A 14,201-nucleotide genomic window follows, 5' to 3' on the forward strand; every position below is an offset into this window, starting at 1 on the left:
GTCCAGTATGGTACCCCCGACGGGACTCGAACCCATGCTTTCGGCTCCGGAGGCCGACGCTCTATCCAACTGAGCTACGGGGGCACCGATAGAACCAGGACAAAACCAGAATATCGCTGCCCCCGAAAGGCTCGATCGCTTTCGCAGGTCCCTCCGGGACCATGCTGTCGCTTCCGTTTCGCGCGCACCGCTCTTGCGGTGCTCAAGGATTGAGCTACGGGGGCATGAAAACGAGCTTGAATTATAGCAGGAAAGCAGCGATGCCGAAAGAGGCTGCAGAGGTAAACCCTTCGGGCATCGTCTGAGGAAGTACGCTCCGGCCCTCTCGCGGTTCGCCAGACACGGTATTCGCAGATTGGCGAACCACTGACGGGCCTGCTCATCTCCGCGGACGCGGAGATGAGCGTTACGGGGGCATGAAAACGAGTTTGAATCAAAGCAGGAAAGCAGCGATGCCGAAAGAGGCTGCAGAGGAAAACCCTTCGGGCATCGTCTGAGGAAGTACGCTCCGGCATTCTCGCGACTCGCCGTTCAAGGATACCGATAGCTGGCGAATCGCTGTCATGCCTGCTCATCTCCGCGGACGCGGAGATGAGCGGGATGAAGCGTTCTGGCCTCGAGGCCGATGTTGTCATCCGGGGGCATTCTAATATACTAGGAAGTGCCGATTATTCAGGAGTAAGGAGTTGCCGTGATGAAACTATCGGTTTCACTTCTGGCTCTCGCCTCCTCACTCGCTTCAGCCGACGTCGTCTATTCGTATACATTCGAGAGTCTGCCGCCCGGATGGACCGCGGATGAGCCGGACTGGACCTTCGGTCCTCAAGGGGCTTGTGTCCAGGTCGGGGCGTCGGGGGGTCCGCCAGTGTCGAACATGGCGGACCTGGAATCGGATTCAGCGCCGATCGTCCTGCCCATGGAGACCGACTCGGTGCTCGTCAGCCTGACCTGCGAATACGAGCTGGATGGATGGTTCTCCACCGGCGAGGCCTACGCTACTGTCTCTGCCAAGGCATATCTGGACGGAGTAGCTTACACTGTGTTGTTCGATTCCGACTCCTGGGGATTCCCGGCCAGGGACGGCATCGACAATCTGGCTTCATACTCGGTGGCATTCCCCGCATCGGCCGGGCAGGAGATCACCTTCCTCTTCAGGGCATCCGCATCGGCCTTCGGGGGTGGTGCCTCGGTAGACTGGACCATCTCCCTCCTCCAGGTTACGGTCTCCGGTCCGATGGCGTTGCAGGGCCAGACATGGGCCGAGATCAAGTCGTGCTTCTGAGCCGATCGAACTGAGATCGGAAGGTACTAGAGGGAGATCCTCTCGACAGAGGGGAGCGCCCCCTCCTCGAGCGTGAGGACGGCGAACGAGGAACCGTGGCCGCCAGAGGCGGAGCCGGGGTTCAGGAGGAGCTTCTCCCCCGTCCACTTCTCCTGCCATTCGTGGGAATGGCCGTGGATGATGATGTCAGGCTCGACATCGAAGGACTTCCTGACCCTCGCCTCGAGGTCCCACGGGGGGCCCCAGCCGTGGATCAGGCCGATCCTCGAGCCTTCGAGCTCGAACACGAGCTTCTGAGAGAGCAGCCTGGACAGGTCGAAGCCGTCCATGTTGCCCAGCACGCCCCGCACGGGCGCCAGGCGTTCGAGGTCCTCCAGCACGAAGGACTCGACGAAATCCCCGGCATGGATGACGAGATCGCAATTCGCGCATTCCTCGTAAACCCTGCCGGGGATCCCTGACGCTCTCGTCGGCACGTGAGTGTCCGAGAGAACGACGATTCTCAAGCTAACGGATCTTCTTCTTGTGCCGATTCGCGCGACGACGCTTCTTGCGCTTGTGCGTCGCGATCTTCAGCCGCTTGCGCTTCCTGCCGTTAGGCACTTACTTGGCCACCTCTTCCTTGACGGCCCGCGAGGGCTTGAAGACGGGGACGAGCCGCTTGGGAACGACCACGGCCTCGCCGGTGTGCGGGTTGCGCGCCTTGCGCTGGTTCCTGCTCACTACCTTGAATGTACCGAAGCCCCTGACCTCGATGTGCTCGTTGGAAGCAAGGGCCTTCTTAACCTCGGCGAAGAACTGGTTGACCACGGTGGCAACTTCCTTCTTCGTAAGGCCGGTGGTTTCCGCGATGCTCGAAACGATGTCGGCCTTCGTCATCTCGATCCTCCTGACCGCCGCGACGCCCCCGCGGCAATTGAACCCCTGCCGCCCTGGCGTGACGGCGTTTTCATGACACACCCGGCGGAATCGCACGCCGGAAAGGGGGACCTGGTGGAGCTGACGGGAGTCGAACCCGTGACCCCTTGACTGCCAGTCAAGTGCTCATACCAACTGAGCTACAGCCCCACCGGGAAAAAGCACCACAAGATAAGGCACTCGGCGAAACTGTCAAGTATCTGCAATGTCACCTTTTGGAGCCTGGAGGGGCCGGAAGGCTCCCTGGGCCTCGCCTCTCTCCATAGGCGTATCCGTAATGCGGAGAGCCACTTCCAGGGTCACCGCCACGGTGCCCCCGAAGAGGTGCCCTCCCCTGGCCTCGAATTCGTGGCTGCCGAGGACCGCGTGGACATGGACGAACGGCTTCCCGTCGAGCATCGAGACGTTTCCGGAGAGCGAGAGAACCTCGTCGGGCCCGGGGAAGACCCGCCTGCGGTAGGCCGAGCCGTCGTACACTCCCAGCTCGACGTCGGCCATCATGCCGACCCCGCATAGCAGCACGGCTCCACCGACGCCCGTCTCCGCACACCACGCGGCCAGGGCCTCCGGGAAGCGCTCACCCCTGTCGAATCTCAGGAGCGGGTAACTCCCGCCGTTCAGGACCCTCAACCCCCGCCACCCCCTCCGATGCTCCCGCCGGCAGTCCAGCTCGGGCTTCCCGTCTCTATCGAGCCGTGCTCGCCGCACGGGCAGGTGACGGTGTATCCGTCTCCGCCCGCTTCCATGACGTACCCGTTACCGTCGGACGGGCACGCAAGGGGTACGGTCCTGCCGGAGAAACGGTCGAGTTCCGCGATCGAGGAGGCCCAGCGGCCGTTGGTCGTCCGATAGAGGGCCTGTTCGGTCGAGAGCGAGTTCATGTTGGCCCGGCACTGGCGGGTCTCGGCCTCGTTCCTGAAACCGTCGCACCCGGGGGCGACTGCGAGGAGCGCTGCCAGGGCCAGTGCCGCGATCAGCGTGATGCGCATGTCCTACCTCATCACGACGATGCGCCTGGTGGCCGCTTCGCCCGTGCCGGTCGAGAGTCTGACGACATACACTCCCGACGGGGCCTCGGAACCGTCTCCGCACTCCAGGTTCCATACCGCCTCGCCGGAGCCGCTGGAAGTGCTCACCAGGATCACGTCGACGACCCGGCCCGCCAGGTCGAGGACCTCCACCGTGCCGCCACCCTGGGCTATCCCCCAGCGGAAGGACACGGACCCGAGGGCGGGATTCTGCGACGGCGCACCCAGGAACGTCGAGAAGGGCGACGGCCCGCCGCCTATCCCCACGCCGTAGACGAGCAGGTCCTCGGATACGGGTGCATGGTTCCTGGCCCATCCCGTGACGGTGGCGGTACCCGGGGCGCCATCGATCGTCACGTCGATCACGGCCTGTCCGGCTGCGTTGGTGAAGCCCACGGCATAACCGGCGGGATCGTCCCACTCCCCGGCCAGGATGCATACCCTGCCCCCCTCCACCGGCCCGAAGGCGTCGGAGAGCGTCACCGTGACAGTCTGCGCCCCCACGTCCAGGTGTGCGGGGCAGTCCATGGAGAGAGCCCCCTGCGGCACCTCGCTCCACATTGGCAGTTCGGGGTCGCCGAACAGGGTGATCGACTTGGCGATCCAGTCATAGTGGGTGTCGGTGGGGATCAGGGGGATGAACTCGTCCCAGGCCAGCGCGTGCGCCGCACCCAGGTGATAGACGCCGTTCACGAAGAACTCGGCGAAGAACTGCTGGTCGACGAGGTCGGACCACTGGTTGCCCGGGTCGGTGGGCTCGCCCCATCCGTACCGGGTGTTCATCATGCAGAACCCGCCGCCGTTCGGGGCGTTGAGCCAGGACTCGGCCAGGCAGTCGCACGTGTCGAACGAGCCGGCCAGGCAGGCGAGGGAGTTCCAGATGCTCACGCGGCCGTGGGCCGAGATGTTCGTGAGGCCCTGGAAGTCGCTCGTGGTGAGATAGCCGTAGGCGTCGCCGATCGATACGAGCGTCTCGCTGCCGTGTCCGGCGTGGTTCACGAGCTGCATGCCGCGGTTGAGCATCTCCATCGACAGTTCGTGGCTCTGCGTGCCGTTCTCCTCATAATGCTTCACCACGGGCTGCCAGGCCGGCGGGGTGTAGAGGGTGTCGACCTTCTCCTTGCCGGCCGAGCCCGGGCAGAAGGCGGGGTCGGTCCACAGGATCGCGGTGGTGAACCCCATCGACGTGTACCAGGGATCTGTGTCGTTCGAGTCGACCGAGGGGATCTGGTAGGCCGTCACCTTGCCGGTGAAGATCCCCACCTCGGCCGTGGTGGAGCAGGCGGCCCGGCCCACGAGGTAGTCGGGATGATAGTCCATCACGTCCTGGCCTATCTCGCCCCAGATCCCGTCGTTGTCGAAGTTCCAGGCGTCGGCTCCGGGCGCCGTGTCGTTCATGTCGCTGAAGTAGATGTCGGCCGCGGGATAGTCGACGTATCCCTCTGCGGTGGCCCAGCAGTTGCGCGCGGGGACCTGGTCGACGTCGCCTCCCAGGAGGACGTACATGGGCGCTCCCTGGTCCCACACGGTCCGCAGGAAGTGCCTCATCCTCTGGGGTCCGTCGACACCGCTGTAGTTGGCCTGGATGTACTCCATGGTGACGATCGAGGCCGGTATCCCCATCTCGGTCTTGAAGGCCGCGAGAGGTTCGAAGGCGCCCGACAGGGCCTCGGACGTGATGATGAGGTAGTCGCCGTAGGGCAGGTCGCGCGAATCGAGGATCACCGCGCCCGAAGGACCGACGTCGCCGGGGTTGAGGACGGATGCCGCCACCAGCTCCCTTGCGGTGCGCTCGGAGGCCGCACTCCTCGCGGCGGGGGCGCAGCCGTCGGGATCGGCCGAGCAGTGGAGCGTGAACGTCAGCGAGGTGACGGCCGAAAGCCTGCCGGTGGAGGGATTCCAGGAAAGGGGCTTCACCACGAGGCCTGCAACCGGATAGCCGAACAGGGAGCCGCCGCCCGAGAGTGACAGCACGGGGGCGCCGGTCTCCCTTGAATATGCTTCGGCGTCACGGGCGACCGGCGAGAAGTCCCAGGGCCGGGAGATGGGTACTGCGTGCTGCATGGGCCTGATGTCATGGCGCCCCGGGAGCGCCGTGCGCTCGACGGAGACGATCGACACCGAATCCACCCCGGTCCAGGGAGCCAGCGCGACCAGGAGAGGCACGGCCGGCAGGGCCGGTTCTCCGGGATGCCCCGAGGGGGAGGCGCCGGGGAGGGTCACCCTCTCGCCGAAGGCGCCGTCCTGGATCGAGAGGTCGTCCAGGGGCATGGTCCAGGTCAGCGTCAGGTCTCCGGCTCCGCCGGCACCGGCGGAGAAGAGGAGGACGGCGAGTGCGGCCAGGGCTGGGAACCTCATCAGTAGACCTCCGGACGCCTGTCCGACAGGCAGTCGATCTTCTGCCGCACCCGCGGCACTTCTTCCGGATCGATATCGAAGTCGCGCACGCCCGGCGCGACATCCCTCCACTGCAGCAGCGCCCCCGAAGGAGAGGAGACGGCCCCGCCGCCGCCGAACCTCACGCCGAGATGCTCCCCTCCGGGATTGCATCCTGCCGTGAAGATCTGGGCTTCGGCCGACCTGGCCCGCAGGAGGCACCTGAAGAGCTCCATCCGGGGCTCGGGCCACTCGGCGGGGACGAAGATCATGCGCACCCCCGCCAGGGCGAGGCGGCGGGAGAGCTCGGGAAACCGCAGATCGTAGCAGACCACCGCGCCCGCCTCCATCCAGGGAGTCACGAACGTGCCGGACGGCGAGCCCGGCGTGAAGACGGAGTCCTCGCCCATGAGCCTGAAGAGATGGGCCTTCTCCGTGCAGTGCACGACGGCGCCTTCACCGGAGATGACATGGAGCCGGTTCACGATGCCGCGGGGAGTGGAGACGGGAAGGGTCCCCGCCACGGCCCAGACTCCCTCGCGCGCGCAGAATGCCCTTACAAGCGGCAGGGGATCGACATCTCCGTCCAGCGCCAGCCCGGGCAGCCTGTCGAGGACGTAGCCCGTGGTGAAGAGCTCGGGGAGCATGAATGCGTCGGGCAGGGGCCTGATCGAGGCGGCCTCGACGGCCTGCTCCTCGGCCTCCGGGGGCGTGCCGGCGATGTCCTGCTCCAGGAGACGGAGTATCATGCCTGCCCTATTGCCTTTCCGGGTTGGAGCGGATAGCTTTCCACGGCAGTCTCGCGTCAATATACGAGGATACCGCCGCATGCGGACAATCCGGAAGGAGAGAACATTGGCCTCCCCCGCAGTGAGCAGCCGCGCAAGGCTCATACAGGCATCGCCCATCCGCAAGCTCACCCCCCTGGCCGATGCCGCGAAGAAGCGCGGAATCGAGGTTTTCCACCTCAATATCGGCCAGCCCGACATACCCACGCCCTCCGACTACTGGGATGCGATGAGCAGGAGAACCCCCCAGGTGCTGGCCTACGGCCCCAGCGTGGGCATACCCGAGCTCAGGCAGGGCATCTGCTCCTACTACAGGCGCGCCGGCATCGACGTGCAGCCCGCGCACGTCATGGTGACCTCCGGCGGCTCGGAGGCAGTGATCTTCGCCATGATGGCGGTGTGCGACGACGGCGGCGAAGTGGTGTGCTTCGAGCCGTTCTACACGAACTACAACGGTTTCGCCACGATGGCCGGGGTGAAGCTCGTACCCGTGAGCTCGAGGGTCGAGGACGGCTTCCACCTCCCTCCCGACGAGGCGATCGAGAAGGTCATCAACGACAGGACCCGCGCGATCCTGATCTGCAATCCCAACAACCCGACCGGGACGGTGCTGACCGCCGGGGAGCTCGACCGCCTGGCCGGGATCTGCACCAGGCGCAACCTGTTCCTCCTCGCGGACGAGGTCTACCGCGACTTCACCTTCGATGGCCGCGTCCACAAGTCCACGCTCGAGCTCGCGGGCATGGAGGACAGGGTCATCGTGATGGACTCCATCTCGAAGCGCTTCAGCTCGTGCGGCGCGAGGCTGGGTAACATCGTGTGCAGGAACGCAGAGGCCATGGACGGGATGGGCAGGTTCGGGCAGGCCAGGCTCTGCCCCCCGACGCTGGCGCAGTACGGCGCGGCCTACATGTACGAGAACCTGCACGAGGAATACTTCGCCGACGTCGCGAGAACCTATCAGAACAGGCGCGACGTGCTGGTCTCGGAGCTCGAGGGGGTCGAGGGAGTGTTCTTCCTCAAGCCCGAGGGCGCCTTCTACGCCACCATAAGGATCCCTGTCGACGATTCCGACAGGTTCGCGGCCTGGATGCTCGACGAGTTCAGCTTCGACAGGATGACCACGATGGTCGCCCCCGCCGCGGGCTTCTACGCCACCCCCGGGCTCGGCACCGACGAGATCCGCATCGCCTACGTCCTCAAGGAGGACAACATGAGGACTGCGCTGGCCGTGCTCCGCGAGGGCCTGAAGGCATACCCCGGCAGAAAGGTGCGATGAGCGCCTTCCCGGCCAGGGTCGAAGGGCGCGATGCGGGCGATGTCCTGCTGTACGCCCTGAGCACATGCGTATGGTGCCGCAGGGCTCGCCAGTACCTGGATTCGCTGGGCATCGCGTACTCCTACATATACGTCGACCTTCTCGAACCGGCGGACAGGGACGAGGCGGTCGAGGCGATGGCAGCGTTCAATCCGCGCAGGTCGTTCCCTACGATCGTCATCGGAGGAGCCAGGGTCATCACGGGCTTCGACGAGAAGGCCCTCAGAGAGGCCCTTGGCTGATATGGAGCCGGAGGCTCTTCTCTCGAAGCTGACGAACGAGGCGGAGGCTTCCGGGTACTCCATCAACCCCGACCGTGCCTTCGCCCTCGAACTCGCACAGGGGCTCGCGCTCAACACCGCAAGGTACGGCTACCCGGCCTGCCCGTGCAGGCTGGCATCCGGTGATGCGAAGGCCGACCGGGATATCGTCTGCCCCTGCGACTACAGGGATGCCGATCTGGACGAGTTCGGAAGCTGCTACTGCGCCCTGTACGTCAGTTCGGAGATCGCCCGGGGCGAAGGGAACGCCGCCCCGGTGCCGGAGAGGAGACCCACGGGAGGTCCGTCCGTCGAGAGGGACACTATTCCTAGCTCAGGTCTTCCATATCCGGTATGGCGGTGTCGTGTATGCGGCTATCTATGTGCAAGGGATAATCCTCCCGGCGTATGCCCGGTGTGCAAGGCAGGCAGGGACAGGTTCGAGATATTCATCGGGCGTTCTAGTGGGTGACGGCGTCGGGAGCCCCTCCGGGCCCTCCCTCGATGCATATCCAGACCTCCGACGGCATGCAGGCCGAGCACTCTCCTGCCTCCGTCACCCATCCCGCCTCCACGCACTGCCTCCCCGGGCATGGTGACGACACGATCCTCGCCCGTCCCCCGGAGATCTCGACCGCCAGGGGGCCCAGCCTCCCTTCCACGGTGAACGAGGTGTCCCTGCCCAGGTCGAACGAAGACTCTCCATGGGGCGAGTGGACCATCAGCCTCGAGGCGCCACCCGTGCCGCCGCCAGCCAGCGCAACCGTCAGTGCAGCGAGGAAGGCGTATAGAACCAGATCGGCGGGGCGGAAGAGCGGCCATTCACGTGACGATGCCGACATCCCTGCCACATTTCATACAGCGTCCCGATGACATTGCTGCTATTCTGACGGAATAACCCGATCTTTCTATCAATACTGTCCCACACTCGGGGCAAAGGGTGTCGCATTCCCCGCCCAGGTTGCCGGGATAGACGAAATCGAGCCGCTTCGAGAACGCCTCCACAGCCCTGCGTATCGTGTCCGGAGGGGTAGGCGGCCTGTCCATCCTGTAGCGCGGGAAGTACCGCGAGATGTGCAGCGGCGTGGCGCGGCCGGCATGGTCGGAGAGCCAGGAGGCCATTTCGGGCCAGTCGGCCGGATCGTCGTTCTCGCCGGGGATGAGCAGGAACGTCACCTCGAGATGCCTGCCCGACCCCGCGATCCTCTCGATCGAACGCAGGACGGGTTCCCGCGAACCGCCGCACAGGCCTCGGTAGAAGCTGTCGCGCCAGCCCTTGAGGTCGACGTTCCACGCGTCGGTGACTTCGAGGAGCTCGTCCAGCGGGCCCGGTTCGACGTAGCCGTTCGAGACCATCACGATGAACCCGCCGGCACGCCGCACGATCGGAGCCGTCTCGACTATGTACTCGAGCCACACGACGGGTTCGGTGTATGTGAAGGCGAGGCCCGAGCTGCCGCCAGAGACCGCCGCGGAGGCCAGGTCGGCCGGGGCGACGAGCCTGGTGGGGCTCTCCTGCTGGGAGATCTCCCAGTTCTGGCAGAAGCTGCACGACAGGTTGCATCCCGCCGGACCCGTCGACAGGACCATCGTCCCGGGATGGAAGTGATACAGGGGCTTCTTCTCGATGGGATCGGCCGAGATGCCGACGCACCTGCCCCATCCAGGGAGGGAGGGCGATCCTCCCGAGAGGCCCCTGACCCTGCACCTGCCGAGTGGCTCCCTCGCAGTCCAGAGGCAGCGCCTCGGGCAGAGCAGGCAGCGCCACGCGCCACCGTTCCCGTCCGCGTCACCGGCCCGGGTCACCCAGCGCGGATCAGTCGAGGGTGCCGTACCGGGTCTCCCCGAGGCCTCCGCCGGGCAGCTCTGTGAGCACGAGCACCCCGGAAGCCCCTGTCTCACAGGGTCTCATCGAGGATCCGGCCACCGCCAGCGCTGTCGAGAGGGCATCGGCCATGTCGGCCCTGTCGTGCATCACCGTGACCGACGCCGGAACGGCCGCCGGCCAGCCCGTCGCCGGGTCGAGGATGTGCGACCAGCGCCTGCCGTCCTCGATGAAGAAGCTCTCGTAGTCGCCGGAGGTGGAGACGGCTCCCCCGTCCGTCTCGATCACGGTGTAGAAACCGTCGCCACGGGGATGCCGGACGGCGATGCGCCATATCCTGCCGCCGCAGCGTATCTCTCCGCCCATATCCACGAGCACGGCCCGCGCACCCATGCCGACTGCGAGATCGTAGGCCCTGTCCGCCGCGTATCCGGCGGCTATCGCACCCATGTCCAGCCCGGAGCCGGGCTCCGCCACCAGCCTGCGCCCGTCTTCGGAGAAGCGGCTCCATCCGCACAGGGCCAGCGCGGAGTCGACCGACGACGACTCCGGAACCGCGGGCGTGCCTTCGAACCCCCAGAGTTCGACCAGCGGCCGTATCGTGGGATCGAACCTTCCGCCGGTGGATGCCGTCAGCTCCCGGGAAAGCGCTGTAAGCCTGGCGAGGTCGGGCGACGGGATGCACGATCCCGTGGCGTCGAGTCGCCCGAGGGAGCCCGTGCCTTCAGGATCGAGATCGCGGTCGAGCGCCGTGACGAGAGCGGCCATGCAGTCGGCTATGGAGTCGGCCGAGGCTTCGTCGGCCACCACGATGAGGCCGGCGATGGTGCCCATGGCAGGGAAGGACCGCCTGACCTCGACTTCCGATCCTCTCCCGGAGAGTATCCTGTACCCGGCCGCCAGGACGAGCGACAGGACGAGGACCGCGGGGAGCAGGCGGCCCGGACGGATTCTGCTAGCGCATCCCTCCGCCATCGAGGGCCCTCATCTCGTCCGTGTGGTACTTGCAGAGATCGGAGCCGGGAATCGCCGGCCGGCCGCAGGTGCGGCACTTGCGGAGGTCGCTCTTCCTGACCGGCCTGTGGACCGGAGCGGATCCGGGAAAGACGATGGCCAGCAGGTGGAGGAACACGCCGAGCCCGGCCATGAACAGCGAGTATCCCCCCACCTTCCAGATCATCCCGTTCGCCGGGCCGGTGAAGAAGGCCGCCGTCCAGGAGACGAGGGCCAGGAAGAACATGATGTTGGCGAAGCCTCTCATATCCGCGCCTCCCTACAGAAGGTCGAAGAAGCTGATGACGTGATTGGTTCCCAGCACCGCCAGCCCCTCCTCCTCGTAGTCGGAAAGGTAGAGCCCGACGGCGCCTGCCTCGACGAGAAGGTTGACCCAGCCGATGCCCTCACCCGACGAGATCTGGCCCCATCCCGGCAGGATCAGCGACTTCCACGCCTGACCGCCGCGCTCGACCGGCTCCTCGACGATTTCGGTCACCGTACGGGACTCGGACAGCTGGAACGCGAGAGGCGGGCGGAACTCTAGGGGCGTGGAGGCGGTGCCGACCTCGAGCATCGACACGTCGGCCATGGACCAGAACTGCTCCCTGTCCACGAGGCCCCTGCGCAGGCTGTCGGCGAGACCGAGAGGGAACGAGAGCGAGACCCAGCTCATGTCGTCGTACGAGACGAGATCGAGCCTGACGTGGGTGATGCCGGTCGACGGGAACTCGGCGTCCTTCGCGAGGATGACGTCGAGCACCCTGTCGAATGGTGCCGAGAGCAGATCGATGTCGAACAGGCTCTGGCCCTGGAAGGTCATGCCCGAGGAGCCCACGGTGTCGACGCAGAGGGAGAGTCCGGTTCCGCGAAGGTCGAGGCCCGCGCGGGTGGATATCTCAAGCGTGTTGCACCCCGGGGCCGGCGTACCGGCCGAGATGTCTATCCTCATCACGCTGACGAAGGGATCGCCCTCGATGAGGGATTCGACGACGCCGAACTCGAACTGTGTCTGAGCGAAGGCGGGAACCGCCGCCAGCGCCGCGAGGATGAGGTATCTCAACGCCGCCCCCTGATCTGGTTGAAGACGCGCCTCCAGTTGGATCCGGCCATCCTGTGCACGTCGATCTCCTTGAAACCGGCGCCGGCCAGGTACGAGAGGATCGAGGGCCACGACTCGCAGCCCGTGATGCCCGAGGGCAGGTTCGTCACCCCGTCGAAATCGCTGCCGAAACCGACGTGCTCGATGCCTGCGACGTCCACGGCATGCCGGACATGGTCGAGCACCGTTCCCATCCCCGCGTCGGCCCCCAGGAAGTCGGGAACGAGGGTGATGCCGACCACTCCGCCCAGGCGGGCGATCTCACGGATGTCGTCGTCCGGCAGGTTCCTCGGGATGTCGCAGTAGCGCCTGCAGTTGCAGTGGGTCGCCACGACCGGCAGACCCATCGAGAGCACCGAAGCCCGCGACCTGTCGCAGAGGTGCGATACATCCACGAGGATGCCTGATCTGATGAGCCTGCCGGCGAGCTTCCTCCCGGCGGGCGTCAGGTCCTCGTCGGTGCCGATCCCGCCGCCGTAGGAATTCATGCCGTTCCATGTTAGGCTCGCGATGGAGACGCACGCGAGCTCGTCGTCGGTGATCCAGCCCGCGGCGATGGATTCGCATCCCTCCAGCCCGAGCAGGATCTCTACGCGCGTCGAGCCGATGCCCTTCCAGGCGTCCATGCCCTTTCGGAATGCCTTCGCCGGATCCTTCCAGGCCTCGGCGCAGATGGCCGCCACGACCGTTCCGACACCCGAAGCCTCCGCCCTGGGCAGGTCGAAGTGGATCTGTCCGGAACCGCCGGTGACCCAGGAGGCATCGTCGGCCTTCAGGAGCGTGTCGACATGGGCGTCGAATACGCCGTCCCGCCCGCCCTTCATCAGGCTCCCGGAGACCCGATGAGGGCCGTGAAACCCGATGCGATCGTGTCGGAACCGAGTATCATGATCAGCACCAGAGCGAGTATGAGGATCAGCAGCAGCACCTTGCCGTACTGGCGCGGAGCCCTGGGGTGCCTGTTCCTCCACTCGGTGGATATGTCCACTAGAAGACGCGTCCGATCCGGAAGACCTTGTGGTATTCACCGAACAGGGGGAAGTAGAGGGTGTCGGGATAGGCGACGTAGATGCTGTCGTCGGTGAACGTGAGGTCGCAGCCCAGAGGTCCCCGGCACTGGAGCACGAGCGGGTTGTCGGTGGAGTCGCGAAGCGAGTTCCAGGCCTCGCGGCAGACCGCACGCCTCTCGACTTCGGTTCCCCTGAAGGCCCTCACGGAGTCGTACGCATCGTTGACCGCCGCCCTCACGCTCGCCGGACCGAGGAGATGGAAGTCGACCATCTTCCAGATCATGACAACGACAAGAAGGCCCAGAGCTCCCCAGATGAGGCAGCCGGGCCTGATCGCCCCGCGCCTGCTTCCCGCCATGCCCGTCACTGCCACTGCTTCACCATCCAGAGATGCACCGCCTCGCCATCTCCTCTGCCACGATGCCGAGGAGGCGCTGTTTCGCCGTGGAGTATTCCTCCAGGTCGGGATCATACACAATCCATTCGTCCACGGGTTCATCGTCGAGGATGCTCCGATCCATCACGAGGTCCGTGAACTCTAGGGACACCCTCATCTCGAGCTTGTACTCCTCGATCTCCTCCGATGCCGAGAAGGAGTAGGGGGTCCTGAAGAAGCCCGTCACCTGGCATTCCACGAGGGCGTCCGGGGACTCGGTGACCACCGACAGGCGTCCGCCCGAGATCAGCTCCGAGACGAAGAGCGAGTTCAGCTCCTGCTCGAGCCCGTATTCCTGGACGGAGCTCCTGAACTGGGCAACGCGGACGGTGGAGAGATGCCCGGGGAGGTTGCCCGTGAAGCTGTAGGCGCACCCGGCCGAGGCTGCGAGGATGGCGGCAGCCGCGAGACTAAGCGCGCCCCGTGTGACCGAACCCGCCATCTCCCCTCCCTGTCGCGGGAAGGCTCTCCACCCTGGCCAGCTCCGCGGCCGGGACTTCGCAGAGGACCGCCTGCGCGATCCTGTCGCCCCTCGCAATGGTTGCCGGACCTTCGCCGTGGTTCACGAGGATGACCTTGACCTCTCCCCTGTAGTCGGAGTCGACAGTGCCGGGGGAGTTCAGGACCGTGAGGCCCAGCTTCGCGGCCATGCCGCTGCGGGGCCTCACCTGCCATTCGTACCCTTCGGGGATGGCCACCCTGATCCCCGTGGGGACGAGCGCCCTGCCGCCAGGGAGGATGGTTACGGGATCCTCAACCGCGGCCAGGAGGTCGAAACCGCTCGAGCCTCCGGTCGCCCTCGCGGGGAGGGGCAGCCCCTCCCCGTGGGGCAGGACCTCGACGAGTATCCTCTTCAAGCGGCCCG

Annotated in this window: 20 protein-coding genes and 2 tRNA genes; 4 read left to right on the forward strand and 18 right to left on the reverse strand. The window is 65.8% G+C overall.

Translation table 11 applies throughout. The annotated features are described in order from the left end of the window. Window positions 1–8: 8 nt before the first annotated feature. Window positions 9–84 (reverse strand) — tRNA-Arg (locus tag QUS11_01180). A 790-nt stretch (window positions 85–874) separates the two neighbouring features. Between QUS11_01180 and QUS11_01185 the strand changes: the two genes are divergently transcribed. After that, complete coding sequence (locus QUS11_01185) at window positions 875–1,282, forward strand: hypothetical protein (GenBank protein ID MDM7991905.1); 408 nt, start codon at window positions 875–877, stop codon at window positions 1,280–1,282. A 26-nt stretch (window positions 1,283–1,308) separates the two neighbouring features. On the opposite strand, the gene QUS11_01190 is transcribed toward QUS11_01185, so the two are convergent. From QUS11_01190 to QUS11_01220, 7 genes are all read right to left on the reverse strand, one after another. Then, entirely contained in the window at window positions 1,309–1,788 is a 480-nt protein-coding gene (locus tag QUS11_01190; protein ID MDM7991906.1) for a YfcE family phosphodiesterase, read from the reverse strand. Between the two features lie 97 nt (window positions 1,789–1,885). Further along, the gene (locus QUS11_01195) at window positions 1,886–2,242 is read right to left on the reverse strand and encodes an HU family DNA-binding protein (protein ID MDM7991907.1); all 357 of its coding nucleotides are present in this window, start codon (window positions 2,240–2,242) and stop codon (window positions 1,886–1,888) included. A 31-nt stretch (window positions 2,243–2,273) separates the two neighbouring features. Then, window positions 2,274–2,350 (reverse strand) — tRNA-Ala (locus QUS11_01200). Window positions 2,351–2,392: 42 nt separating this feature from the next. Then, window positions 2,393–2,830, reverse strand: coding sequence for a DNA-binding protein (locus QUS11_01205; GenBank protein ID MDM7991908.1), 438 nt, complete (start codon window positions 2,828–2,830; stop codon window positions 2,393–2,395). After that, window positions 2,827–3,189, reverse strand: coding sequence for a hypothetical protein (locus QUS11_01210; GenBank protein ID MDM7991909.1), 363 nt, complete (start codon window positions 3,187–3,189; stop codon window positions 2,827–2,829). Before QUS11_01210 ends, QUS11_01205 begins: the two co-directional genes overlap by 4 nt. A 3-nt stretch (window positions 3,190–3,192) precedes the next feature. Continuing rightward, the gene (locus QUS11_01215; GenBank protein ID MDM7991910.1) at window positions 3,193–5,586 is read right to left on the reverse strand and encodes a C25 family cysteine peptidase; all 2,394 of its coding nucleotides are present in this window, start codon (window positions 5,584–5,586) and stop codon (window positions 3,193–3,195) included. Next, a complete protein-coding gene (locus tag QUS11_01220) occupies window positions 5,586–6,353 on the reverse strand; it encodes a nitrilase-related carbon-nitrogen hydrolase (GenBank protein ID MDM7991911.1) in 768 nt (255 codons plus the stop codon). The genes QUS11_01215 and QUS11_01220 overlap by 1 nt, the downstream gene beginning before the upstream one ends. A 121-nt stretch (window positions 6,354–6,474) precedes the next feature. Here QUS11_01220 and QUS11_01225 point away from each other — a divergent pair, with 121 nt between their 5' ends. The 3 genes from QUS11_01225 to QUS11_01235 are packed head-to-tail and all read left to right on the forward strand — an operon-like array spanning window position 6,475 to window position 8,442. Continuing rightward, window positions 6,475–7,671: a pyridoxal phosphate-dependent aminotransferase gene (locus QUS11_01225; protein MDM7991912.1), complete on the forward strand. Its 1,197-nt coding sequence runs from the start codon at window positions 6,475–6,477 to the stop codon at window positions 7,669–7,671. Beyond that, on the forward strand, window positions 7,668–7,952 hold the full coding sequence (locus QUS11_01230) for a glutaredoxin family protein (GenBank protein MDM7991913.1): 285 nt from the start codon (window positions 7,668–7,670) through the stop codon (window positions 7,950–7,952). The genes QUS11_01225 and QUS11_01230 overlap by 4 nt, the downstream gene beginning before the upstream one ends. Window position 7,953: 1 nt before the next feature. Then, window positions 7,954–8,442, forward strand: a complete 489-nt coding sequence (locus QUS11_01235) for a ferredoxin-thioredoxin reductase catalytic domain-containing protein (GenBank protein ID MDM7991914.1) — start codon at window positions 7,954–7,956, stop codon at window positions 8,440–8,442. On the opposite strand, the gene QUS11_01240 is transcribed toward QUS11_01235, so the two are convergent. Genes QUS11_01240 through dut form a run of 10 tightly spaced genes read right to left on the reverse strand, consistent with a single transcriptional unit; the run spans window position 8,432 to window position 14,193 of the window. Beyond that, entirely contained in the window at window positions 8,432–8,812 is a 381-nt protein-coding gene (locus QUS11_01240) for a NusG domain II-containing protein (protein MDM7991915.1), read from the reverse strand. The genes QUS11_01235 and QUS11_01240 overlap by 11 nt on opposite strands. Then, complete coding sequence (amrS, locus tag QUS11_01245; protein ID MDM7991916.1) at window positions 8,793–9,776, reverse strand: AmmeMemoRadiSam system radical SAM enzyme; 984 nt, start codon at window positions 9,774–9,776, stop codon at window positions 8,793–8,795. The genes QUS11_01240 and amrS overlap by 20 nt, the downstream gene beginning before the upstream one ends. Before the next feature lie 10 nt (window positions 9,777–9,786). Continuing rightward, window positions 9,787–10,770, reverse strand: a complete 984-nt coding sequence (locus tag QUS11_01250; GenBank protein ID MDM7991917.1) for an FAD:protein FMN transferase — start codon at window positions 10,768–10,770, stop codon at window positions 9,787–9,789. After that, window positions 10,751–11,056: a hypothetical protein gene (locus QUS11_01255; protein ID MDM7991918.1), complete on the reverse strand. Its 306-nt coding sequence runs from the start codon at window positions 11,054–11,056 to the stop codon at window positions 10,751–10,753. Before QUS11_01255 ends, QUS11_01250 begins: the two co-directional genes overlap by 20 nt. A 12-nt stretch (window positions 11,057–11,068) precedes the next feature. Further along, window positions 11,069–11,851 (reverse strand): hypothetical protein, encoded by a 783-nt coding sequence (locus tag QUS11_01260; protein MDM7991919.1) that lies wholly within the window; start codon window positions 11,849–11,851, stop codon window positions 11,069–11,071. After that, window positions 11,848–12,714 (reverse strand): membrane dipeptidase, encoded by an 867-nt coding sequence (locus tag QUS11_01265; protein MDM7991920.1) that lies wholly within the window; start codon window positions 12,712–12,714, stop codon window positions 11,848–11,850. The genes QUS11_01260 and QUS11_01265 overlap by 4 nt, the downstream gene beginning before the upstream one ends. Beyond that, complete coding sequence (locus QUS11_01270; GenBank protein MDM7991921.1) at window positions 12,714–12,878, reverse strand: hypothetical protein; 165 nt, start codon at window positions 12,876–12,878, stop codon at window positions 12,714–12,716. The genes QUS11_01265 and QUS11_01270 overlap by 1 nt, the downstream gene beginning before the upstream one ends. Beyond that, a complete protein-coding gene (locus QUS11_01275; GenBank protein ID MDM7991922.1) occupies window positions 12,878–13,273 on the reverse strand; it encodes a hypothetical protein in 396 nt (131 codons plus the stop codon). The genes QUS11_01270 and QUS11_01275 overlap by 1 nt, the downstream gene beginning before the upstream one ends. A 4-nt stretch (window positions 13,274–13,277) precedes the next feature. Next, a complete protein-coding gene (lptE, locus tag QUS11_01280) occupies window positions 13,278–13,778 on the reverse strand; it encodes an LPS assembly lipoprotein LptE (protein MDM7991923.1) in 501 nt (166 codons plus the stop codon). Beyond that, window positions 13,747–14,193, reverse strand: coding sequence for a dUTP diphosphatase (gene dut / locus QUS11_01285; GenBank protein MDM7991924.1), 447 nt, complete (start codon window positions 14,191–14,193; stop codon window positions 13,747–13,749). The genes lptE and dut overlap by 32 nt, the downstream gene beginning before the upstream one ends. Between the last annotated feature and the right edge of the window lie 8 nt (window positions 14,194–14,201).

The organism is Candidatus Fermentibacter sp., assembly GCA_030373045.1.
Taxonomy (GTDB): domain Bacteria; phylum Fermentibacterota; class Fermentibacteria; order Fermentibacterales; family Fermentibacteraceae; genus Fermentibacter.